This is a genomic window from Emcibacter nanhaiensis (genome assembly GCF_006385175.1).
Taxonomy (GTDB): domain Bacteria; phylum Pseudomonadota; class Alphaproteobacteria; order Sphingomonadales; family Emcibacteraceae; genus Emcibacter; species Emcibacter nanhaiensis.
The window spans coordinates 379,354-400,621 of sequence record NZ_VFIY01000005.1; the positions used below are offsets into that span (position 1 = coordinate 379,354).

Sequence of the window (21,268 nt, forward strand, 5' to 3'; positions counted from 1 at the left end):
AAGCCACACAACCTGTGCCGGGAGAGTACTCTCTCCCGGCCTTTTTTATCATTCGACAATCAGTTTCAGGCGCTCGCCGACCCGGAGTGTGCTGTTTTTCTGCAAGCCGTTCAGGGTCAGGAATCGCTCCAGCTGATAGTCGTCAAAGGCCATATGCCGGGACAGGCTCTGGGCGGTGTCGCCCTTTTGCACGGTAATCACCTTGATGCGCTTGGCCTTCACTTTGTCGGCTTCGGAAGCACTGAGCTTGCGGAAGCTGTAGGCCATGGTCTTGAGGCCTGGTTCCAGCGCGGCGACATTATTCTGCGGCATGATCATCAGGAAGTGATAGGCCTGGGTGGCGGAATAGCGGATTGCCACCATGCGCACCAGCACCGGCTGGTTGCTGAGGGTGCCGGTGGTGGTGGCGGTCAGTCCGGCCATGCCGTTGATGGTCATGTCCTGCCAGTTTTCCAGTGCGCCATTGTCGCTGATGCTTTTCCAGGCTTCATTCATATATTGCTGCAGGCTTTTGCCCTCGGCGCTGCCGCCGGCGAAGATAACGGCCGCGCCTTCTGCGGCGCCGCTGCCCTGGGCGACGACGGCGGTGGAGCTGTTGCTCATTTTATAATTTTCCGGCACCTCGAAGGTGAACAGCATCTTGGGATGCCAGAAGATGCGGCCGCGGATCAGGCCCTGGTCCGGATTGTCGCCGTAAATCATGCCGTCGATGACGCTGAGATAGCGGTCGTGTCCCGAATCGCGGCTGCCCTGGGCGATGCCGGTATCCCTGGCCAGTTGATAGGCGCGGCTGGCCCGGTCCTCGGTATTGGGGTGGGTCGAGAAAAATTCCGGCGTGCGTTCCGACCCGCTGCGGTTGGCGATCAGGTCGGCGAGGTCGCTTTCGGCCTTCAGGCTGTCCAGCATGTGGCCGGCGCCGTAAGGATCGATGCCGGCCCGGCTGGTGTAGCGCACGCCGAGGCTGTCGGCCTGGTATTCCTGGTCGCGGCTGTAGCTCAACAGGTACAGCTGGGAGCCGTAGTTGACCAGGTTCGCCACTTCCTCGCTGCCGGCCAGGACGCCGACCCCGGCGCCAAGAATATTGGCGAAGACCGACTGGTTGTAGCGTTTGGCGGTATGGCGGGCGGTGACATGGCCGATTTCATGACCCAGCACGCTGGCCATTTCCGCCTCGGAATTGAACAAGGCGAGAATGCCGCGGGTCACATAGATATAGCCGCCGGGCAGGGCGAAGGCGTTGACGATCGGGCTGTCCAGCACGGTAAAGGTGAAGCCCAGTTCCGGCAGCTCGGACACCGCCGCCAGCCGGCCGCCGACCGTGGCCACATAGCCGCCGATATTCGGGTCGTCATAAACGCCGCCATGCTCCTTGATCACCGAGGGGTGGGCCTCGGCGCCCAGCGAAGCTTCCTGGCTCGGACTCATGAAGGGGGTGAATTCCCGCTGGCCGGTGGCCGGATTAAGGGTGGTACACCCCGCCAGAGAGACGATCATCAGACCGCCCACAAGCCATTTGCTGACAATTCCGGTGATTTTGTTCAATGCCATGTTCTGTTACTCCCCTCATCGGCTGCTGATCAGTCCGGCGCCGACCCGACAATCTGGACCTGTTCCGGATGGGTCAGCTGGATCATGGGGCCATTATAATATTTAAGCCAGCCCCTGACATGAATTTTTTTACCGGGCAAATGGGACAGTTTGATGTCCGAGTCCAGGAACAGCCGCCGGGCCTTGCCCTCGACCACCAGGGTGAAGTCGGTGCGCCAGTCATCGCCGAAATTGATGAACACCCGGCCGCGTACGCTGGCCACATCCCTGACCACGCCTTCGACGATCTGGAAACTGTCGGTGAAGCGTCCCGCCTCCAGGTGATGCTTGATGGCGTAGTAGCTCAAGGCCCACATGCCGCGCCGGGCCTCTCGCGCGTCCCGCTCGATCGCCTGCATGTCGCGCACCAGCGCCCGGTTGTCGCGGAAGCTGTAAACCCGGGCCATGCCGCGGCGGAGCATTTTCCCCTGGACCCAGCTGCCGTCTTCCAGGAACAGATGGGCCAGGGCCCGGCCATAGCGGTCGGTCTGCCGGCCGCCGTAGCGTAGCGAGACTTTCTTGCCGAGGGTCAGCTGCTCAAGTGCCTGCTTGGACTCTTTGGCGAAGGGCCATTCCTTGAAGCCGCTTCGGCCCAGCGGCAGTTTCGGCGCCTGCAGGCCGACGAGGCGCACCTGGCGGCCGTCCTCGAGCCGCAGCGTATCGCCGTCGACCACCTCCGTGACCAGCAACGGTCCCTCCGGCGGAGACAGTCCACTAAAATCCGCCGCCCGGGCCAGGGCGGGCAGGACCAACAGCAGGAGGAAGGGAAGGAGGCGTTTCATCATGGGGGCCTGGGGCTATTGTTCGGCGGCCAGCATGGCCCGGGCTTTGGCGGCGATCTCTTCCGGGAAGGGAACGGCCTTGCGTTTGGTGCGGTCGAGATGGGCGCCGATCAGCTCGCTGGTGGCGACTTCCTGGCCGCTTTCCGCGTCATACATGACGTGCAGGAACTTGATGGTCTTGTTGTTGATCTCCAGCAGTTTTGATTTGATCACCAGCAGGCGGCCGACCATCACTTCCGCCTTGTAATGGGTGGTATTCTGCAGGGCGGCCATGCCCATGCCGCTGCCTTGCACATAGTCCTGGGTGAGGCCGAGCGCGGAGACGAAATGCCAGGTCGCCTCGTCAAACTTGGCGGTATACCATTGCACATTCATATGGCCCATATGGTCCAGCTGGGTGGGATAGACAATGCCGCGATAGGTTTCGATCATGAGTGTACTCGACTGGTTTATTGTGATTGTTTATGTGCCGGGGAGACAGGATAGACCGGGAGACGGGGGAAATAAAGAAGTCTTCTTTCCGCCATGCTATGGAAGATATTGAATTAAGAGCTGAAATTTATTTCAAAGGTTCAATATGAGTTGGATTATCTGGATCGATTATACCCCAAGGCATCTTTTCATAATCCATGATAGGTCTTCCAAAAATACAAATATTCCCGTCTTCTTTCGTGGGCCAAAAGATACCAACCGGTGCAACATTTGCATGTTCATAGATTTTCACCATTTGGATTGGCCCACCTACACTAGGGAATCGATTGCTTCTGATTATGTCGCGTAGAATACAAAATGGCTCCATATTGAAGGAGCCCTTATCAATTTTATCCTTTGATTTTAACATCTCCACGAGCATGTCTTTTGCCTCTGCAACAGCATCTTCGTCTCCATTAAACGCGATTACCTTTTTAGAATTATCATTTTGTCCTTGCCAAGGAGTGGTGGGTCGAAATGTGAATTTATCAATATTGCTGTCGAAGTGCAGTTTCCAGATACGAAATTCTTTCATTTTCCATGAGTATCCACTTAGAACGAACACTGCCTCCGGGGGAGACGGTGAAATTTGTCCATGAGGAAGGTTGGAAATGAAACTTCTTGAATGATTGAAAAGTCTAACTAAGTGGCCTTTCAAGTCTGTAATATCCATTGCTCTGGATACAGCAGGTGGATAAAGGCGTATCCCGTCAATTGCTTGTTGTATAAATGGGTAAGCATCGTTGGTAATACCCGCAAATGAAATCACTGCATCACTTCTAGGGAGTTGAAAAATTTTTGGATTTCCATCCCAACTCTGTCCGCCTGAAAGTCTGCTATCTGAGATTACGATTAGTTCCCGTGTAGACTTCACCGTTCTAATCCAAGACATGCTTAAGGTCATGACGTCACCCTAATTCACTGATCTCAATTTATAGTAGAGTAATATACATGCTATCTTGTTGCATAGCTAATTTGCGTTATCTTTGTCATTATGTGCCATGTCAGCCACTTAGAACTAGGGCACAATAAGGTTGACTTGAGAGGCGCTTTTCGGCATCACTGAACTCACTGAAACGAGGGTCCCGTAGCTCAGCAGGATAGAGCACCAGATTCCTAATCTGGGGGTCACAGGTTCGAATCCTGTCGGGATCACCAAAATCAAACCGGCCCTTTGCGGCCGGTTTTGTTTTTGGTTCTGGCGCCGCCCGGATTTGGACCTTGTTCGTTCACGGAGCGTCAGCGGAGTAGACGAGGCAGTCGAGAGACTGACCGTCAATCCTGTCGGGATCACCAATAAAAAAAGCCGGGAATTTAACCCGGCTTTTTACTTTCTGGTCGGCGCTTTAAATTCTATTCCGCCAGTTGCGGCTGCGCGGATGCCCTCCGTTCCCGGGCCTTCATCGGCACCCCGAACAGCGGGCGCAATAAGGGGGTCCGCCGGATGACATATTCATGGAGCAGCAGGCAGCCGCCCGCGGTGACAGTCAGGATCACGAGAAATTCGCTCCAGACGCCAAGCCCCATCGGATCAACCATTACGCCCGCGAGCACGATCAGAGTCTGGTGCAGGATATACCAGGGGAACACCGCCTCGGTGCAATAGCTGAGTAGCTTCCCCGGCCGGTTGAGGTAAGTCTGTCCGGCGCCGAGGATCGCCATGATCGTCACCCAGGCATAAAGCGGGTACATGGCGCGGACGATATTCTCGATCCAGGTGATGCCGCCAAACCAGTTATCCCAGTTGGCCCACAGAAGGAACAGGCTGACCGCCAGGAGTACTGTTCCCACGGCCGCAATCCGCCAGGTCCGGGCGAGCACGTCCCAGAAAGTGCTGTTTTTGGCCAGCAGGAATCCGATCAGGAAATAACTGCCATAGCGGGCGTGTGCGCCCCAGTCGCCCCACAGGGCATAGGTCTGGGGGAAGGCGATATCTGTGGTGAAGCGGTAGGTGATGAACAGTGTCGCGGGCAGAATAAACAGCCGGCCCCCACCCATCAGAGCGCCGAACCAGGGCCGGTCCAGCACGTCCGCCAGTTTGCGCACTGCGGGCAGCAGCGGCAGCAGCAGCATGGTATAGGCCAGGAGATAGGCCACATACCAGAGATGGTTCCAGGTCGGCACAATGATGGAGAAGTTGCCGTCAGCAGACAGGTAGCGTCCGTAAAATTCCAGATAACCGGGGGTGATTTCCCCTGTTGCCAGGAGCTGGAAATAGGATTGCGGCGTGACAATCACCAGTATCCCGAACAGCAGCGGGATGAATAAGCGGCCAAAGCGGCGGACGGCAAAGCGGGCGACCGAACCATTCTTGTCAACGGCATAGCGCAAGGCGACGCCGGAAATCAGAAACAGCAGCGACATCCGGAACGCGCTGGAGAGCCACATGAAATGATCGAGCGTGTCATTCATATGCACGCTTTTGACATGCCAGCCCTCGCTGTTGAAAAACATGCCGATGTGATAAAAAATAAGGATGCCAAAGGCGATTACCCTGATCCAGTCCAGATCATAACGCCGGGTTGAATTTCTGTCCATGTCAGTCTCCAATGCGGTTGCGGTTAGTGATCTGCACTGTGGCAGAGCAACTGGGGCCGGTGCACGCCTGATGGTGCCTGCGGCGTCTGTCAGGGACGAACGGTGAGGCGGTTTTTTTGGCCAGGGATGAGCGGTGAGTGGCTTGGGACAAGCGGTAAGGTGCTGTTATTTTATCGCTTTTACATGATTAAAGACTGGCGTATGCTGCGACTCATGGAAACTCTGCGGACATATTGGCAGGCGATGGTGCAGATGGCGCTGCGGGACCGTTTGCTGCATTTTCTCGCGGCGTTCACTTTCGGTATTACCGTTGTCAATATCATGACCTATATTTCGGATGCGCGAAGGCAAGGCGGCGAGCCGGACCTGCTGCGACCGGTCATTACCGAATTTTCCAGCGCCCTGGCGCTTGTACTTCTGCTGCCGGCGCTGTTTGTCTTTTTTGATCGCCTGCCCCTGACCCGAAAAGACTGGGTCCGGCTCCTGCTCCCCTATTTTGCGGTCAGCGTTGCCTTTTCTTTGCTGCATGTGACCATGATGGTCCTGATGCGGAAACTGGCCTGGGTCGTCTTGTTTGACGGCACTTATGATTTTTTTTCCAATGGTCCGGGAGATATCCTTTACGAGTATCGCAAGGATCTGCTGAGCTTCCTGCTCTATGTGTCGGTGCACAAATTGCAGCGGCAGGTAAAGATGGCGGGAAAAGCCGGCCGGGAGAAAGCGCCTGTGGTCCTGAAAAGCGGGGCGACCACGATTCACCTCTATCCTGACGATTTTCTCTATGCAAAAGCCGCCGGCAATTATGTGGACATTACCTCGGGGTCGGGCACACAGCTGGCCCGCATAACACTTTCTGACCTTGAAAACCTGCTGCAGGACAGCGGGGCCGACGTGGTGCGGATTCACCGCTCTGCTATCGTCAATCGCAGTTCCATCGTGGAAACCGCGCCGATTGCCGGCGGGGATATGAACGTGAAACTGAAGGGAGGCGAGATGTTGCGCGCCAGTCGCCGTTACAAGGAGCGTCTGCTGTAAAATATTTCCGGACAGTCCGCACAAAACATCTTTCGCAATGAGTGTTGTTGGCTATACTTCGCGGACAAGTAAAAGGGGTATCTTGCCATGAAACATCAGATCAGCACCAGCATTGACATCAAGGCCCCGCCGGCCGAGGTCTGGAAGATCCTGACCGATTTTGACAGCTGGGGCGAATGGAATCCCTTCATTCCCAGGATCAGCGGCGATCAGGTCAAGGGCGGCAAGGTATCGGCCTCTATCCGCACCCCGGGCGGCAAGTCCATTTCCTTTACCGCGACAATCACCGACTATGAGGCGGAGAAAGTGCTCGAATGGTACGGCAGCCCGCCGATTCCGGGGCTGTTTTCCGGCCGTCACTGGTATCGGCTCGAACCCATAGACGGCGGCACCCGTTTTTCCCAGGGAGAAAAATTCAACGGCCTGCTGATCCGGCTGTTGAAAAAGACCCTGGATACCACCGTGGTAGACGGCTTCCAGCAAATGAATGAAGCCCTGAAGACGCGCGCGGAAGGGAACTAAAGGCTTCCTTATCCCGTGAAAAAAAGCGGCCCCGTTCGGGACCGCTTTTCGAGTCTGGCGGTCCGGCAAATTCAGCGACGGCGGCGGCGGGCCAGGCCGATGCCCGCGAGGCCGAGGCCGAGCAGGGCCAGCGTGGCGGGTTCGGGCAGCTCGTTCTGATTGATCACCAGATAGTCCAGGGAGAACCAGGAAGACGGTTCATTGGCCCGGATTTCCAGATAATGGATGTCCTCGAAATTGAAAATATAGGTTTCCATGGTTTCGGTCAGCTCAAAGGCGCTGCTGGAGACAATTTCGTTGAGGTCCGCATCGTAGCCGAACAGCTGCAGGGTCTCGGCGCTCCAGAAATAGTCGACGCCCAGTCTGGCAAAGCGGCCGAGGGTGAAATCCGCCGGGCCCTTGAAGTCGATCCACAGGCTCAGCGGCCCGCCCGCATTCCAGGCATAGGCGGTGCCGCTTACGTTGTACGGGGCCGCGGGTGCCGGCGGGTCGGCCACGGTCCCAATGGCCCAGCCGGGTGAGCCGTTGTAGAAGAGCGGGACGCCGGGTGTTTCGCCATAGGCCCATTCATAGCCGTAATAAGTGTCGCTGATCCCCAGGTCGGCGAAAGTGTCCATGACCTGATATTCTTCAAAATCGATGATCACGGCCCGGGCCGGGGCGGCGCCAAGGATGAGCAGAAAGGCGCCGATAAGGATACGGAATATTTTTGTCATGGCAGGTTCTCCACAAGTTCCCTCAAGGCAAAAGGAAAGCGGCCCACTCAGCTGATCGCAGGAGCTGCTTTCAATTCTGTGATTCTGTTACGCTGCACTGCCGGCGCCGGGCCAGGCCGACGCCGATGAGGCCGAGGCCGAGCAGGGCCAGGGCGGCGGGTTCGGAAACCTCGTTCTGATTGATCACCAGATAGTCAACGGCATAGAACCAGTCGGTGTCGTTGGCGCGGATTTCCAGAAACTGGATGTCCTCGAAATTGAAGATATGGGTTTCCAGGGTGTCAGTCAGGTCAAAGACACTGCTGGAGACGATTTCATTCATGCCGGCGTCATAGCCGAACAGCTGCAGGGTGGTGGCGTTCCAGAGATAGTCGGGGCTCGCCTTGGCAAAGCGGCCGAGGGTGAAATCCACCAGGCCCTTGAAGTCGATCCACAGGCTTTGCGGGCCGCTGGCATTCCAGGCGTAGGCGGTGCCGCTGACGCCGGCCGGGGCCGGTAATCCCGTGATTGCGGGATCGGACAGGGTCGCCAGCGCCCAGCCGGTCGGGGCGTTGGCGAAATTGGCCACACCGGGGGAGGTGCCGAAGCCCCATTCATAGCCGTAATAGCTGTCGCTGATCCCCAGGTTGTTGAAATTGTCCCGGACCTGATATTCTTCAAAATCGATGATCAGGGCCTGGGCTGTGGAAGCGCCAAGGCTGAGCAGCAGGGCGCCGACAAGGATGGCGATTTTTTTACTCATAGCGAAATCCTCTCCATATTCTGCACTTCTTATGTAAGCAAATGCTGTGCCAGAATCTAAGTGGCTGATAATAAGATGTTTTGTAAATATTAGGGTGAAATAATGTAAAGAATTCCGACAAAGAGTCAGGAATCTTTACAACATTCGCCACAAGGTTATTTCCTGTGGATGGACAAGAGCCTGGGACTTTCTACCTGTGGTAGATTTCCGCCGCGGCTTTTTGATGCAAAAAAGCCGCGACGCAGATCGATTTTTCAATGATTTCGCCTGCAGAATTATGGTGATTTTGCGAACCCGCCATACTGTTACGGTAACATCCGGAAAGCTTACTGTAACAATATTGTCATATTTCCGGCGGGCCCTACAAAGGAGGCACACATAAACCACAAAACCATGGGGATATCACTTTGAAAAATAATCACAAAAACCATCGTTTCACAGCCGTCACTATCCTTCCGCTGCTGCTGGCGGCTTCCCTGGCCACCGGGGCCCGGGCGGACGACGGCCGGGCGGACTCCTTTGCCTTTGTCGGCGGCAGCCTCGCCACCTTCAAAGACGACAGTTACGGCGACAACAGCCATTTCGGCTTCGGCGCCGATGCCCTGTACCTGAAAAAAGTCTGGGGCGGCCTGTCGCTCGGCGTCAATGCCAATGTCACCTTCGGACTGGAAAAGTCCAATGACCTCGCCTTCAATAACGGCACCCGGAACTTCAGCGGCGAGGCGAAGGAAACGCTCACCGTCTATACAGTGTCGCTGGTGCTGGGCGGCATTTCGGAATTTGACAGCGGCGGCCGGCTCGCCTATTTCGCAGGCCCCACCATCGGCGGCCGCTCCGGCGATTATGACGTGTCCTGGGAGCCTGATGCCGCCGCCGAAGGACTGACCAGCCACAGCTCGTCCGACAGCGACACCCTGTACGGCCTGACCGCCGGCGCCTATTACAAATTCCCGGGCTCGGGCTGGACTGTCGGCGTCAACGCCAGCGGCTATTTCGTCGCTGACGAATATGATGACTATGTCTTTTCCCACAGGCTCGGCCTGTCGGTGGGCTACAGCTTCTAGGCGCTCGCCGCGGCGTCCCGGCCCTGGTTGAGGAACATCAGGGTCAGGGCGCAGGGGCCGGGGCAAATCATGGGGGGCGGCGATGAAATAACCTTTTGCTAACTTGCTCAAGCTAGACTCTCTGGAAACGTCCAGGAGATGAGGGAGTTAGAGTGGGGAAAATTCTCAAATTCCGCAGAAGAAGACCATTCGGTCTCGATGTCTTTGTTGCTGCCTCGGTTGGCCTTGTCGCCGGGGGCGTCATACATTTTTCGTTGCCTGTGAATGTTTGGGATCGAAGCACCGCAATCGTGATGCCTTTCAGTCAAAGCGATTTTGCCGGTGGGGAAACAATCTCCGGTCCGGCAGTTGTGATCGACGGCGACACTCTCAGCATTCACAGCCGCCGTATTCGGCTTCAGGGGATTGATGCTCCGGAGTTAAGTCAGAATTGTGCCCGGAACGGAAACGCTTATTCCTGCGGCCATGAAGCCAAGCGTTATCTTGAAAGCCTGATTGCCGGGCGGCCGGTTACCTGCCACAGTGGCGAGCAAGATGAATACGGCCGCGCCGTGGCCAAATGTTTCGTCGGCGGGGGCACCGACCTCAATGCCCGCATGGTGGAGCGTGGACAGGCTATCGCCTACCTTTATTTCTCCCGTGACTATGCTGCGGAACAATCCCGCGCCAAAGAGGCCGGGCGCGGCATCTGGAACGGGGAATTCCTCGAGCCCTATGAGTATCGCCAGCGGAGACGGTAAGTTTTTGAGTGACAAAAATTGCTTTTTTGGGCACCCTTACAACCACAGGGGTTGTATTAATGGTCAAGGCAATTTTAACACTAAAACCAGATTCTTCCTACAATGACAAAAGGGAGGAATGGTATCATTTCCCACAGACTTATCTAAATCAAATCCGGAACTCATTGGGTGACTGGTTCATATATTATGAGCCAAGACGATTATCTACGCATTTGAATAAGGCTGGCGGAAAACAGGCTTACTTTGCGGTAGGTAAGATTGCAGATATTAAAAGTGATCTGCACAATGAGGGCCATTACTACGCAAAGATAGAAAAATACCTGGATTTCGATCATATGGTTTCGTTCAAGGAAGGTGATTTTTATTATGAGGGCGGACTGGTAAAAGAGGATGGGAGTACTAATAAAGGTGCTTTTGGCCGAGCCGTACGTAATATAGAGGATCATGAGTATGAAGCTATTTTGCGGGCCGGTTTTGAATTTTCCTTGATTGGTGAAGAAAAATACTACAGGCGTAATGCGGAACCAGTTCAAGAATTTGGAGAAGGTGAGCAACAGGAGTTTGAGCGCCCAATTGTTGAAAAATTGGTAGCTCGCCCGTTTAGAGATGACGCGTTTCGTTTTTCTGTAAGACATGCCTATAATGAAACCTGCGCAATGACAGGACTGAAAATTATTAATGGTGGGGGGCGTCCAGAAGTTCAAGCCGCGCATATTATGCCTGTGGCTGATAAGGGACCAGATTCCATCCGAAATGGCCTAGCTTTATCCGGTACCGTTCATTGGATGTTTGATAGGGGTCTTTTGTCGCTAGATGACGAATATAGAATACTGACAGCCGACGAGTATTTACCTCCGCAAGTGAAGCATTTGTTGAACTCCTCTGGAAGAATAACCTTGCCGGAGAGATCTGAGTTTTTCCCTCATCCAAGATATTTGGAGTTTCATAGAAAAACATTTTTCAAGGGATAGTTCCCCCCAATTGACATCCCCGCGCCCGCGCCGTAGGCTTTTTTGATCTGAACGCCTGCAAAAAATAATAACCTCAGGGGATATCATCATGCGCCTTGCCCGCCTGCTACCGGCCTTCATCGGCCTCATTTGTTTCACCTCCGGAACGGCCCTTGCCGCCGCGTCCGACTCCGACCATGCCCAAAAGACTTTCGAGATCTACAAGCATATTGTCGAGATCGACAGCTCGAAAACCAGCGGTGGCGCGCCGGCGGTGGCCCATTATCTGGCGGACCAGCTGCTGGCCGCCGGCTTCCCCAAAGAGGACGTGCAGGTGGTGATGACCGACGGCGTGCCGGCGCTGATCGCCCGCCTGCGCGGTGACAGCTTCAGCGGCAAAAAGCCGATCCTGATCCTCGGTCACATGGATGTGGTCGAGGCCAATCCCGCCGACTGGGAGCGCCCGCCCTTCACCCTGACCGAGGATGACACCCATTATTTTGGCCGCGGCTCCGAGGACGACAAGTTCGGCATCGCCCAGGCGACCGCCACCTTCATCCGCCTCAAAAAGGAAGGCTTTGTGCCGAACCGGGATATTTACCTGGCCTTTTCCGGTGACGAGGAAACCGGCATGGTCAGCACGAAAATGCTGGCCGCCCATCCGGTGCTCTCGACCGCGGAATATGCGCTCAATACCGATGCCGGCGGCGGCATGCTGGAGGCGGACGGCACGCCCGTCGCCTATGGGGTGCAGGCGGCGGAAAAGACCTATGCCACCTGGGAAGTGACCGCCACCAATCCCGGCGGCCACAGCTCGCGCCCGCGTCCGGATAACGCCATCTACGACCTGGCCGACGCCATCAGGAAAATCCAGGCCCATCGCTTTCCGGTGCGCTGGAGCGACATGACGCTCAATTATTTCCGCGAAACCGGCCAGAAGGTGGGCGGTGAACTGGGCGCGGCCATGATCGCCTTTGCCGATAATCCCGAGGATACGGCGGCCTCCGACCGGCTGTGGACGGAATCTTCCTATGTGGGCACCACCCGCACCACCTGCGTGGTGACCATGCTGCGCGGCGGCCATGCGGAAAACGCCCTGCCGCAGTCGGCGACCGCCACGGTCAACTGCCGCATTTTCCCCGGCGTCAAGGTGGCCGAGGTGGAGCAGGTGCTGAAAAAAGTGGTGGCCAATGACAAGCTGGAGTTCAAAATCCTCGGCGATGCGGACGCAAGCCCGATTTCCGAGCCCCGCGCCGACGTCATGGCGGCGGTGGCCAAAGCGGTGCATGCCCGCTACCCCGGCCTGAAGCTGATCCCCTATATGGAATCCGGCGGCACCGACGGCAAGCAGTTCCGCAAAAACGGCATCCCCACCTGGGGGGTCTCGAGCCTGTTTATGGACCCGAACGAGATGTATGCCCACGGCCTCAACGAGCGGGTGACCAAAGCGGCCTTCACCGGCGCGCTTGATCACTGGAGCATTATTCTCAAGACCCTCGCTGGCGGGAAGTAACTTCCCGGTTGCTCTTATGGATCAGGAGTCCTATACAGGGCTCCTGATTTTCTTTGTGCAAAGGATACCGTCATGAGCGAACTGCCGCCCTGCCCGAAATGTAACAGCCCCTATGCCTATGAGGACGGGGCGCTGCTGATCTGCCCGGAATGCGGCCATGAATGGAACCCGGCCCAGGCGGCCGAGGAAAATGTGGTGCGCGACAGCGTCGGCAATATCCTGTCCGACGGCGATACCGTGACCGTGATCAAGGACCTGAAAGTGAAGGGCTCCTCTTCCACGGTCAAGGTCGGCACCAAGGTCAAGAACATCCGCCTGGTCGAGGGCGATCATGACATCGACTGCAAGATCGACGGCATCGGCTCCATGGGCCTCAAGTCCGAGTTCGTGCGCAAGGTCCAGGACTGAAGTCGGCCTGATCACTATTTGATTGTGACAGCTTCGAAACGGGTGTAAATTGCGCCGGATAACGGTTTTGGCGCATCGCTGCCTGTGGGAAAGGGCGCCCTTCGGAGTGATGATTACCTGTGACCTCTTTGCCTCTTTCCCCGCGTCCCGGCCGCGGGAGTTCCCTCGAGGGCGGTGCTGATCAGCGCCTGTTCGAGCATATTGCCCGGGAGCTGGAGGACAAGGGCTATTGCCTCTATACCGGCGGCCTGTCCGACCAACTGGACTATATCCTGGCCGGGCAACTGCCCGAGTTTCCGGCCCGCGACTTTCGCCCGGCCCGCATCGGCCGCGAGAAGACCCGCCAGAAAAACACCAGCATCCGCCGCGACGAGATCAGCTGGATCACCGGTGAGCGCCCGGCCGGCCGGGCCTGGCTCGACTGGGCCGACGAGCTGCGGCTCTATCTCAACTGTCGCCTGTTCCTGGGCCTCACCAGCTTCGAAAGCCACTATGCCCGCTACGGCGAGGGCGATTTCTACCGCCGCCATCTTGACGCTTTCCCGGGCGAGGCCAACCGGGTCCTCTCCCTGGTCGCCTATCTCAACCATGACTGGGCGCCGGGCGATGGTGGCGAGATCATCCTCTATCCGGACGCCGCCGCGCCGGTGGCGACGGCCCCGGCCTTCGGCACCCTGGCCATTTTCCTCGCTGAGGAAATGCCCCATGAGGTGCTGCCCTGCCGCACGGAACGGCTGTCCATCGCCGGCTGGTTCCGGGTCCGGCCGCTGGAAACGCCGCTCCTGTAGCCGTCGGGCCGGGACAGCAGGTTCCTCCGGTCAAGAAATATTAGAATATCCCTGGCCTGCAAATATTAGGAAAAAATTAACCCTAAGCATGCTAGGCTGACCAGTCAGGGCTTGTCTGGGAGTAGCTGTGGGTGTATATGGGTAATCTTTGTAAATACCGAAAAGCAGTTAGCCGTTTGTATTTCAACGGTTTTCCGGATAATTTCTATCCATTGTGCACATGGACTGGCGCCTGCGAAGTTACAGGCCTTTCCCGGGGGGTCTATTCATAAGATGACACTCGACTGGAATATTCTCGACAAGGAAAGCACCGTTCTTCTGGAGATTTTTGAGAACTCCGTTGATGCTTTTATTGCCCTGGACAAGGACCAGAAGATCACTCTTTTTAACAAGGGGGCCGAGGGTATTTTCGGCTATCGCAGCGAGGAAATCGTCGGGAAAAAGCTCGATGTCCTGCTGCCTGACGGTGTGGCCCGGATTCACCGGCGTCATGTAAACGCCTTTAAAACAGAAAGCAACCCGTCCCGCATGATGGGAGATCGCAAGGTCTTTTATGGCAAGTCCAAGGGCGGTGGTTTGATTCCCCTGCATATTGCCATCCAGCATCACAACTCTGACCAGATACAATTTTCGGCGATCTGTCGGGATATTTCCCACAGGATGGACCGGGAAAGAAAGCTGTCCGAACAGAAATCAAAATTCGAGGCCCTGTTCAACAGCTCCAACCGGCTGATCTTCCTGATAGATGAAGAAGGCAGGGTTCGGGAAGCCAACAACACGGCCTTTGATATTTTGGGCCCCGATCAGGATTGTTGCCTGGGAATGTACATCTGGGAATGCGCGTTCTGGAAGGATGATATTGACCGGGCCCGGCTCCGGCGGGAACTTGGCACCCTGGAAGGGGGACGGTTTGGCAAATTGCAGGCAAAAATAGTCTCGCCGGACGGGAAAAAAATTTCTCTCGATATCAGCCTGAAGAAATTTTCCATCGACGGCTATGACGAAAAACTCATCGTTCTTGAGGCGATGGATGTGACCAGGCTTGCGGAAACCAACGACGCACTGAGAAAAAGCGAACGCAGTCTGGCGCGGGCGCAGCAAATTTCTCACCTGGGAAGCTGGGAATGGGATATGGAGACGGACGACCTGTATTGGTCGGACGAAGCTTTTCGCATCTTCGGCCGGACACCCAACGCTTTCGGCGCGTCCTATCCTGCGTTCCTGGAAAGCATTCACCCGGAGGACAGGTCAAAGGTGGAAAAAGCCGTGGCCAATGCCGTCGAGTATTGCAAGCCTTACAATATCATTCATCGCATCCGCACGCCTGACGGTGAAGAAAAAATCGTTCATGAACTGGGAGAGGTCTTGCGGGACGAGATGGAAAAACCGTTACGTATGACCGGTACGGTGCAGGATATTACGGAAAACTGGCACCGGGAAAAGGCCCTGTCCGAAGCCCATAGCAGGGCGGAAGCGGCCAACCGCGCCAAGTCCCAGTTCCTGGCCACCATGAGTCATGAACTGCGGACGCCGCTGAATGCTATTATCGGCTTCAGCAGCAGCATGAAGGACGGTATTTTCGGCGAGCTGGACGCGAAATATAAGGAATATGTCGGCTATATAAAGGACAGCGGGGAACATCTGCTCTCCATCATCAATGATATTCTCGATCTCTCCCGCATTGAAGTGGGCACCATTGACCTTCGATCCGACTGGATCAGTCCATCACAGCTTCTGGACAAGAGCCTGAAATATATTTCGGAAAGAGCCCATAACAAATGCATCAAGCTGAGCGTCAACAGGGAAGAGGACCTTCCGGACGTTTATCTGGATGAACGCCACACCGGCCAAATCCTGATTAATCTGCTGACCAATTCGGTGAAATTTACCGATCCCGGGGGAACGATTGAACTTGGGGCGCGGCGCAAAGGCAAAGAAATCGAAATGTTTGTCCGCGATACCGGTATTGGTATGAGCGAAGAGGATGTGAAGAAAGTTTTCCAGCCGTTTGTGCAGGCCGATATGAGTTATGCCCGCAACCATGAAGGGGTCGGTCTGGGACTTGCGATCGTCAAACAGCTGGCGGAACTGCAGGGCGGCCATGTGGAAATTGAAAGCGCCCCCGGTGAGGGGACCTGTGTCTCTGTTTCCTTCCCGATGGCGGCGGATCGGGAAGGTCTGCCGCAGACTGCAGAAATGCAGGATGCCGACCGATAAGATCTATTTCCCAGCCGCTGGGAAATCTCTGAAATCCACATCCCCTCCAGGCAGTGATGGCATTTGCAGCTGTCGATTTTTTTCCTCTGTGCTGCAGATCACAGCATCTGGTTTCCCATCCCGCTAGAAATATGTCAGGAACCGAACGCCTGATGTGTTGAACAATAATTTCGTCCGGCGTTCTCTGGAACTTCTGGAGTGAGACTAGATGAAAACCAAGAACAAGCAGGGCGGGCGACAGGAGCAGAAAGCGCTGGAAACAGCGTTCCGCCATGCCGTCAGCTTTCGGGAAAGCCTGTCCGTCAGACCGCCGCGACCGACCTGTGACGCCGGCTTTCTGGATTTTGCCTTCGGCAAGGCCACACCGGAAGCCGGAGAGGGTGCAAAAATTTATGACGACACGGGAACAGGTGCTGCCGCAGGCAATATAGAGGTTGTTTATCCTGCCGCTGCAGGGTTAGACTGCTTTCAACCAGAAATTCAAGCCCGAATGCGGACAGAAGGGTAAACCATGGCTGATATCATCAAGCTCCCGGACAATTTGATCAGCAACGACGACCGTCAAAAGCTGGAAAGCTACGGCGCCCACGAGATTGCCCGCGGCCGGGCAACCCGTTTTCACTGGACCGAAAGTGAGCAGGGCGATCCCCTGTTTGAAATCTATCGCGGCGGCGCCGTGGAGGAACTTGTGCTGCAGATCGGCCGCCACCGGGAACAGGATGAATATTACGCCCTGGATCCGTCAGGCCAGGACCTCACGTCCGGCAGCCTGGACCATGTTATGGCACAACTGGACCGGAAGCTGGCCTGGGACCATGGGGAATCCTGAGGCGATGAGGTAACTTAGTGGTGCGGGGCTGACAGGATGGATCTTTCCAGCTTTTTTCATAGCCTGCCGATGGCGTTCAACCTGCTGTTGTTCTGCGCTTTTGCCACGGTGATCTGGTTTACCGGTACCCGCCTGTCCTATCTGGTGGACGCCCTGGCGGAGCAGACGAAAATCGCCCGCGCCCTGATGGGGCTCGGCGTGCTGGCGATCATCACCGAATTGCCGGAAATGGTCACCACGGTGACGGCGGCGCTGGCCGGCAATGCCGAACTGGCGCTCAACAATATGTTCGGCGGCATCAGCATGCAGACCGCCATTCTGGCGGTGGCCGACATGTTTGTCGTCCATGCGGCGCTGACCACCTATCCCCGCAAGCCGACCCCGGTGATCGAGGGGCTGTTCCTGATCCTGATGCTGACGTTCTTGCTGCTGTTGTTTACTACCGGCGACACCGCCCTGCCGGGGGGCATCGGCCTGTCGGCTCTGCTGCTGGCGGGCCTGTATCTGTTGTCCATCTTCATCATCCAGAAATTCGTCACTGCGGAAGTGTGGAGCCCGGTCGACCTGCCCAACCCGGAGGAAGAGCAAGAAGGCGCTGAACGCAACAACCATTATGACCACAAGCCGTTGAGCAGCCTGTATGTTGCCATTCTGTTATCGGCGGTGTTTATCCTGGTCATCGGCGTCTTGCTGACCCACACCGCGGAGACGCTGGCGGATCAGACCGGTCTCGGCAGCAGCTTCATCGGCGTCACCCTGCTGGCGGCGACCACCTCCCTGCCGGAGCTCAGCACCACCATCGCCGCCGTGCGCATCCGCGCCTATACTATGGCCATTTCCAATATCCTGGGCAGCAACCTGATCATGGTATTCCTGATTCTGCCGGCGGACATTTTTTACCGGCCCGGCCCGATCCTCAATGAAATCGATTATTCCGCCGCGCTGGCCCTCGGCTCGGGAATCCTGGTGACGGCCATCTATTGCCTCGGCCTGTTGATCCGCCGCAAGGGGAAAATCTTCAAGATGGGTGTCGATTCGGCACTGGTGCTGCTGGTCTATCTCGCCAGTCTCGGGGTATTTTACTGGTTCAGATAGCCGTGGGCGTCAGAGCGGCAGGAATTCAACGAGCTTGAACAGCAACATTCCGCTGCAGCTTATGAAGCCGAGCAGCGGTACCCCCCACCAGGTGGTGAACACACCATCCGGCGCGGCTTTGCCGGTCCACTTCAGTTTCAGTAGGGAGGCATTCACCGCGGCAAAGACAAACAGGATGACTGCGCTGGTGGTCTTGGCCAGGGTGGCGAGGTCCAGCACCAGCGAGAAAAACAGCACCAGCCCGATCACGAACAGGCTGGCCTCCAGCGGCGTGCGGGTGAAGCTGTTGACCCGGCGAAACACAGCGGGGGCTTCGTTGCCGTTGGCCATGCCGTGCAGGACCCGGGAACTCATGATGATCTGCACCAGGATGCCGTTGATCGTGGCCAGGATGCTGATCGCGCCCAGCAGCCAGGGCGGCAGCATATGGTCCGACCAGGACGCAATGGTGGCGAGCGGCGTATTGCTCTGCGCCAACTCCTGTGGCGGCACGGTCAGGACCGCGGCCAGCGCCACCAGCACATACAGGGTCATGGACAGGAAGATGCAGATCAGGATCGCCGCCGGCAGGGTGCGGCGCACGTCCTTCACTTCCTCGGCCACATTGACCATATCCTCAAATCCGATGAAGGTATAGAAAGCCAGGAAGGCGGCGCTGAATATGGAGCTCCAGATGGCGAGATCGCCGGCCCCTACTGGGGGCAGAAGCTCTCGCCAGCGGGTACCGATGGTGGCCAGCTCCTGGCGCGACAGCACCACCACCAGCAGCAGGCCACCCACCTCGATCAGGGTGATGATCGCGACCAGCGAGACCGATTCCCGGATCCCCCAGCAGGCGATCAGCCCCAGCAGCAGGATAATCCCGGCCCGGAGCGGCAGGACCGGCAACTCAATGAAATCGACGATAAATCCTGCCGTCGCGTTGGCCAGTGTGGCGGAGGACACAATGCCGGTGAAAATGATCATCCAGCCGATCAGCATGGAGAAACGGCGTCTTGAGAAACCGGCGTCCACATAGCGGACTTCGCCGGCGCTGAGCGGGTAACGGCCGGCCATTTCAGCATAGGAGAAGGCGGTAATCAGGGCGATGGAGGCGGAGATCAGGAAGGCCACCGGCGCGTACAGGCCGGCGATGCCCGCGACCTTGCCGGTCATGGCGTAGATGCCGCCGCCGACGATGGTGCCGAGGCCGTAAAAGACCAGAAACGGCAGGTTGATACTGCGTCTGAGCCTACCGTTGCCGCCGTAATTCGTTTGCCTCATCGCTCCCTCCCTGCGTTTCCTTGGGGATATTTTACAGGGAAAAACATGCAAAGGCAGTTGTTTTTGACCCTAAAGTATGACGGGTTAATGGTGGACAAGGCAGCTGGCGGTCTGGTCTACTCGGGGGAACAGTTTTTGAGCTAGACGAGACACAAAATGAGACCCAAGGGCAAGGGACTTTATGATTCCCTGTATTTTGACTATCCGACCTTTCCGTTCCGGCGGCCGCCGGAACTGGACGGGCAGAAACTCGGTCACCCGGTGGCAATTGTCGGTGCCGGGCCGGTCGGCCTCACCGCGGCGCTGGAGCTGGCCCGGCGCGGTATCCGCTCGGTGGTGCTGGACGACAAGGACACGCTCAATGACGGCAGCCGGGCGATCTGTATCTCCCGCAACAGCTTTGAGACCCTGCAGCAGCTGGGGGTGGTGGCGCCGTTTCTGGACAAGAGCCTGGGCTGGACCCACGGCCAGTGTTTCTACAGGGACAAGATGATTTACCGGCTGGAAATGCCTCATTCCGAAGATGAACGGTTCAAGCCCATGTATAATATCCAGCAGCAATATATCGAGCAGTTTCTGGTCGATAAGGCGGCCGACTACCCCGGTCTGATCGACCTGCGCTGGCAAAGCCGGGTCACCGCGCTCGAGCGGAAGGAGACAGGTGTACGCCTGACCGTGGAGACACCGGAGGGCGACTACGAACTCGCGGCAGACTGGCTCCTGGCGGCGGACGGGGCCCGCAGCACGATCCGCAAGATGTGCGGCCTGTCGCTCCAGGGCAAAAACCTGGAAGGCAACTATGTCATTGCCGACGTGCAGATGAACCATGATTTCCCCACCGAACGGCGCTCTTTTTTCCGGTCTTCCGCCAACCCGGACGCCACCATCCTGATCCACAAACAGCCGGACAATATCTGGCGCATCGACTACCAACTGCAGGAAGGGGAGAGCGCCGAGGAGGCGGTCCGCGAGGAAAATATCCGCACCAGGGTGCAGGCGATCCTCGACATGGTCGGCCACACCGGCGACTGGCAGCTGGAATGGTGGAGCATCTATACCGCCAATACCCTGTGCCTGGATGATTATCGCCACGGCCGGGTGATGTTCATCGGCGATTCCGGCCATATTGTGCCGATCTTCGGGGTCAGGGGCCTGAACAACGGGTTTGCCGATGCGGTCAATGCGGCCTGGAAACTGGCCTATGTGCTGAAAGGAGCCGCGCCGGAGGCGTTGCTCGACAGCTATACACCGGAGCGACGCGGCGCGACCCTGGATGTGTTTGCCAATGCGGGCAAAAGTGCCCGCTTCATGACGCCGCCGACGCCGGGTTATGCGCTGATGCGCGAAGCGGTCTTGTCACTGGCAGTCAATAACGACTTCACCAAACGTTTTGCCGACCCGCGCCAGGTGCAGCCCTACACCTATGCGGAAAGCCCGCTGACCAGTTTTCCAGAGCGGGATGCGGCGTTTGACGCGGGACCGTCCGCCGGGGCTCCGGCCGTGAACCAGCGGCTGGGCGCGGATGATTACCTGCTCGATCACCTGGGACGGGGTTTCAGCGGTTTTTATTTTTCCGAAGACGGCAATGTGCCGGGCGACATTGAAAAACTGTTCGGTGAACTGCAGGCGGATGGTGACGCCTTTACCCCTGTGGTTCTTGGCCGTGCCGATCATGCAGGTATATTTGCCGCCTATGGCGCCGGGACCGGGAGCTTCTATCTGATCCGGCCGGATCGCCACATTGCCGCCCGCTGGAAAAAGATTGTCCCCGGGGAGGTGCGGGACGCCGTGCACATTGCGCTGGGAGAAAGCAAATGACGGATATGGCGTTCGAAGATCTGGAAAAGACCTATGACCGGCTGGCGGAGGTGCTCGATGAAGTGGGGGAAGAGAAACACGCCCTGCTGCTGGCCAAGCTGGTGATGATCCTGGCCCACAAGATCGGCGATCCGGAAGAGGTCGAGCAGGCCCTCCTGAATGCCCGGGAGGGCCTGCTCGACGGTTGAAA

21 protein-coding genes, 1 tRNA gene and 1 pseudogene are annotated in these 21,268 nt (G+C 57.0%); 15 read left to right on the forward strand and 8 right to left on the reverse strand.

The annotated features are described in order from the left end of the window. Positions 1-48 precede the first annotated feature (48 nt). The 4 genes from FIV46_RS05695 to FIV46_RS05710 all read right to left on the reverse strand — a co-directional run bounded on the left by FIV46_RS05695 (position 49) and on the right by FIV46_RS05710 (position 3,744). Positions 49-1,548 carry a M48 family metalloprotease gene (locus tag FIV46_RS05695; RefSeq protein ID WP_139939301.1) on the reverse strand — a complete coding sequence of 500 codons (1,500 nt, stop codon included), beginning with the start codon at positions 1,546-1,548 and terminating at the stop codon, positions 49-51. Positions 1,549-1,577: 29 nt separating this feature from the next. Then, positions 1,578-2,369, reverse strand: a complete 792-nt coding sequence (locus FIV46_RS05700) for a thermonuclease family protein (protein ID WP_219845904.1) — start codon at positions 2,367-2,369, stop codon at positions 1,578-1,580. Positions 2,370-2,384: 15 nt separating this feature from the next. After that, on the reverse strand, positions 2,385-2,801 hold the full coding sequence (locus tag FIV46_RS05705; protein ID WP_139939307.1) for an acyl-CoA thioesterase: 417 nt from the start codon (positions 2,799-2,801) through the stop codon (positions 2,385-2,387). 127 nt (positions 2,802-2,928) lie between these two features. Continuing rightward, entirely contained in the window at positions 2,929-3,744 is an 816-nt protein-coding gene (locus FIV46_RS05710) for a hypothetical protein (RefSeq protein WP_139939310.1), read from the reverse strand. 177 nt (positions 3,745-3,921) lie between these two features. Between FIV46_RS05710 and FIV46_RS05715 the strand changes: the two genes are divergently transcribed. After that, positions 3,922-3,998: transfer RNA gene (locus tag FIV46_RS05715), tRNA-Arg, on the forward strand. Between the two features lie 195 nt (positions 3,999-4,193). Here the strand turns inward: FIV46_RS05715 and FIV46_RS05720 are convergent. Then, the gene (locus FIV46_RS05720; protein ID WP_139939312.1) at positions 4,194-5,378 is read right to left on the reverse strand and encodes an acyltransferase family protein; all 1,185 of its coding nucleotides are present in this window, start codon (positions 5,376-5,378) and stop codon (positions 4,194-4,196) included. Positions 5,379-5,579: 201 nt separating this feature from the next. Here FIV46_RS05720 and FIV46_RS05725 point away from each other — a divergent pair, with 201 nt between their 5' ends. Both FIV46_RS05725 and FIV46_RS05730 read left to right on the forward strand, forming a co-directional pair. Next, positions 5,580-6,413 (forward strand): LytTR family DNA-binding domain-containing protein, encoded by an 834-nt coding sequence (locus FIV46_RS05725; RefSeq protein ID WP_181163072.1) that lies wholly within the window; start codon positions 5,580-5,582, stop codon positions 6,411-6,413. An 87-nt stretch (positions 6,414-6,500) separates the two neighbouring features. Beyond that, entirely contained in the window at positions 6,501-6,935 is a 435-nt protein-coding gene (locus FIV46_RS05730) for an SRPBCC domain-containing protein (RefSeq protein WP_139939316.1), read from the forward strand. A 71-nt stretch (positions 6,936-7,006) separates the two neighbouring features. Here the strand turns inward: FIV46_RS05730 and FIV46_RS18440 are convergent. Both FIV46_RS18440 and FIV46_RS05740 read right to left on the reverse strand, forming a co-directional pair. Further along, positions 7,007-7,087 (reverse strand): annotated as a pseudogene (locus tag FIV46_RS18440) (PEP-CTERM sorting domain-containing protein); the annotation flags it as partial. 634 nt (positions 7,088-7,721) lie between these two features. Next, a complete protein-coding gene (locus FIV46_RS05740) occupies positions 7,722-8,393 on the reverse strand; it encodes a PEP-CTERM sorting domain-containing protein (RefSeq protein ID WP_139939319.1) in 672 nt (223 codons plus the stop codon). 407 nt (positions 8,394-8,800) lie between these two features. On the opposite strand from FIV46_RS05740, the gene FIV46_RS05745 reads away from it, so the two are divergent. From FIV46_RS05745 to FIV46_RS05790, 10 genes are all read left to right on the forward strand, one after another. Further along, a complete protein-coding gene (locus FIV46_RS05745) occupies positions 8,801-9,457 on the forward strand; it encodes an outer membrane beta-barrel protein (protein ID WP_181163073.1) in 657 nt (218 codons plus the stop codon). Positions 9,458-9,750: 293 nt separating this feature from the next. Continuing rightward, positions 9,751-10,197 carry a thermonuclease family protein gene (locus tag FIV46_RS05750; RefSeq protein ID WP_139939324.1) on the forward strand — a complete coding sequence of 149 codons (447 nt, stop codon included), beginning with the start codon at positions 9,751-9,753 and terminating at the stop codon, positions 10,195-10,197. Between the two features lie 8 nt (positions 10,198-10,205). Further along, positions 10,206-11,168: an HNH endonuclease gene (locus FIV46_RS05755; protein WP_219845908.1), complete on the forward strand. Its 963-nt coding sequence runs from the start codon at positions 10,206-10,208 to the stop codon at positions 11,166-11,168. Between the two features lie 88 nt (positions 11,169-11,256). After that, positions 11,257-12,660: a M20/M25/M40 family metallo-hydrolase gene (locus FIV46_RS05760; RefSeq protein ID WP_139939327.1), complete on the forward strand. Its 1,404-nt coding sequence runs from the start codon at positions 11,257-11,259 to the stop codon at positions 12,658-12,660. Between the two features lie 72 nt (positions 12,661-12,732). Then, complete coding sequence (locus FIV46_RS05765) at positions 12,733-13,068, forward strand: zinc ribbon domain-containing protein YjdM (protein ID WP_139939330.1); 336 nt, start codon at positions 12,733-12,735, stop codon at positions 13,066-13,068. Between the two features lie 119 nt (positions 13,069-13,187). Then, positions 13,188-13,856, forward strand: a complete 669-nt coding sequence (locus FIV46_RS05770) for a 2OG-Fe(II) oxygenase (RefSeq protein ID WP_219845910.1) — start codon at positions 13,188-13,190, stop codon at positions 13,854-13,856. Positions 13,857-14,129: 273 nt separating this feature from the next. Beyond that, positions 14,130-16,073 carry a sensor histidine kinase gene (locus FIV46_RS05775; RefSeq protein ID WP_139939333.1) on the forward strand — a complete coding sequence of 648 codons (1,944 nt, stop codon included), beginning with the start codon at positions 14,130-14,132 and terminating at the stop codon, positions 16,071-16,073. A 208-nt stretch (positions 16,074-16,281) separates the two neighbouring features. Further along, positions 16,282-16,581 (forward strand): hypothetical protein, encoded by a 300-nt coding sequence (locus FIV46_RS05780; RefSeq protein WP_139939336.1) that lies wholly within the window; start codon positions 16,282-16,284, stop codon positions 16,579-16,581. A 3-nt stretch (positions 16,582-16,584) separates the two neighbouring features. Next, entirely contained in the window at positions 16,585-16,902 is a 318-nt protein-coding gene (locus FIV46_RS05785; protein ID WP_139939338.1) for a hypothetical protein, read from the forward strand. 36 nt (positions 16,903-16,938) lie between these two features. Continuing rightward, positions 16,939-17,997 carry a sodium:calcium antiporter gene (locus FIV46_RS05790; RefSeq protein ID WP_139939341.1) on the forward strand — a complete coding sequence of 353 codons (1,059 nt, stop codon included), beginning with the start codon at positions 16,939-16,941 and terminating at the stop codon, positions 17,995-17,997. A 9-nt stretch (positions 17,998-18,006) separates the two neighbouring features. Here FIV46_RS05790 and FIV46_RS05795 read toward each other — a convergent pair whose 3' ends face one another. Further along, complete coding sequence (locus tag FIV46_RS05795; RefSeq protein ID WP_139939344.1) at positions 18,007-19,260, reverse strand: APC family permease; 1,254 nt, start codon at positions 19,258-19,260, stop codon at positions 18,007-18,009. A 156-nt stretch (positions 19,261-19,416) separates the two neighbouring features. Here FIV46_RS05795 and FIV46_RS05800 point away from each other — a divergent pair, with 156 nt between their 5' ends. Further along, positions 19,417-21,078, forward strand: coding sequence for an FAD-dependent monooxygenase (locus FIV46_RS05800; protein ID WP_139939347.1), 1,662 nt, complete (start codon positions 19,417-19,419; stop codon positions 21,076-21,078). Beyond that, complete coding sequence (locus FIV46_RS05805) at positions 21,075-21,266, forward strand: DUF2783 domain-containing protein (protein ID WP_139939350.1); 192 nt, start codon at positions 21,075-21,077, stop codon at positions 21,264-21,266. The genes FIV46_RS05800 and FIV46_RS05805 overlap by 4 nt, the downstream gene beginning before the upstream one ends. The last annotated feature ends 2 nt before the right edge of the window (positions 21,267-21,268 follow it).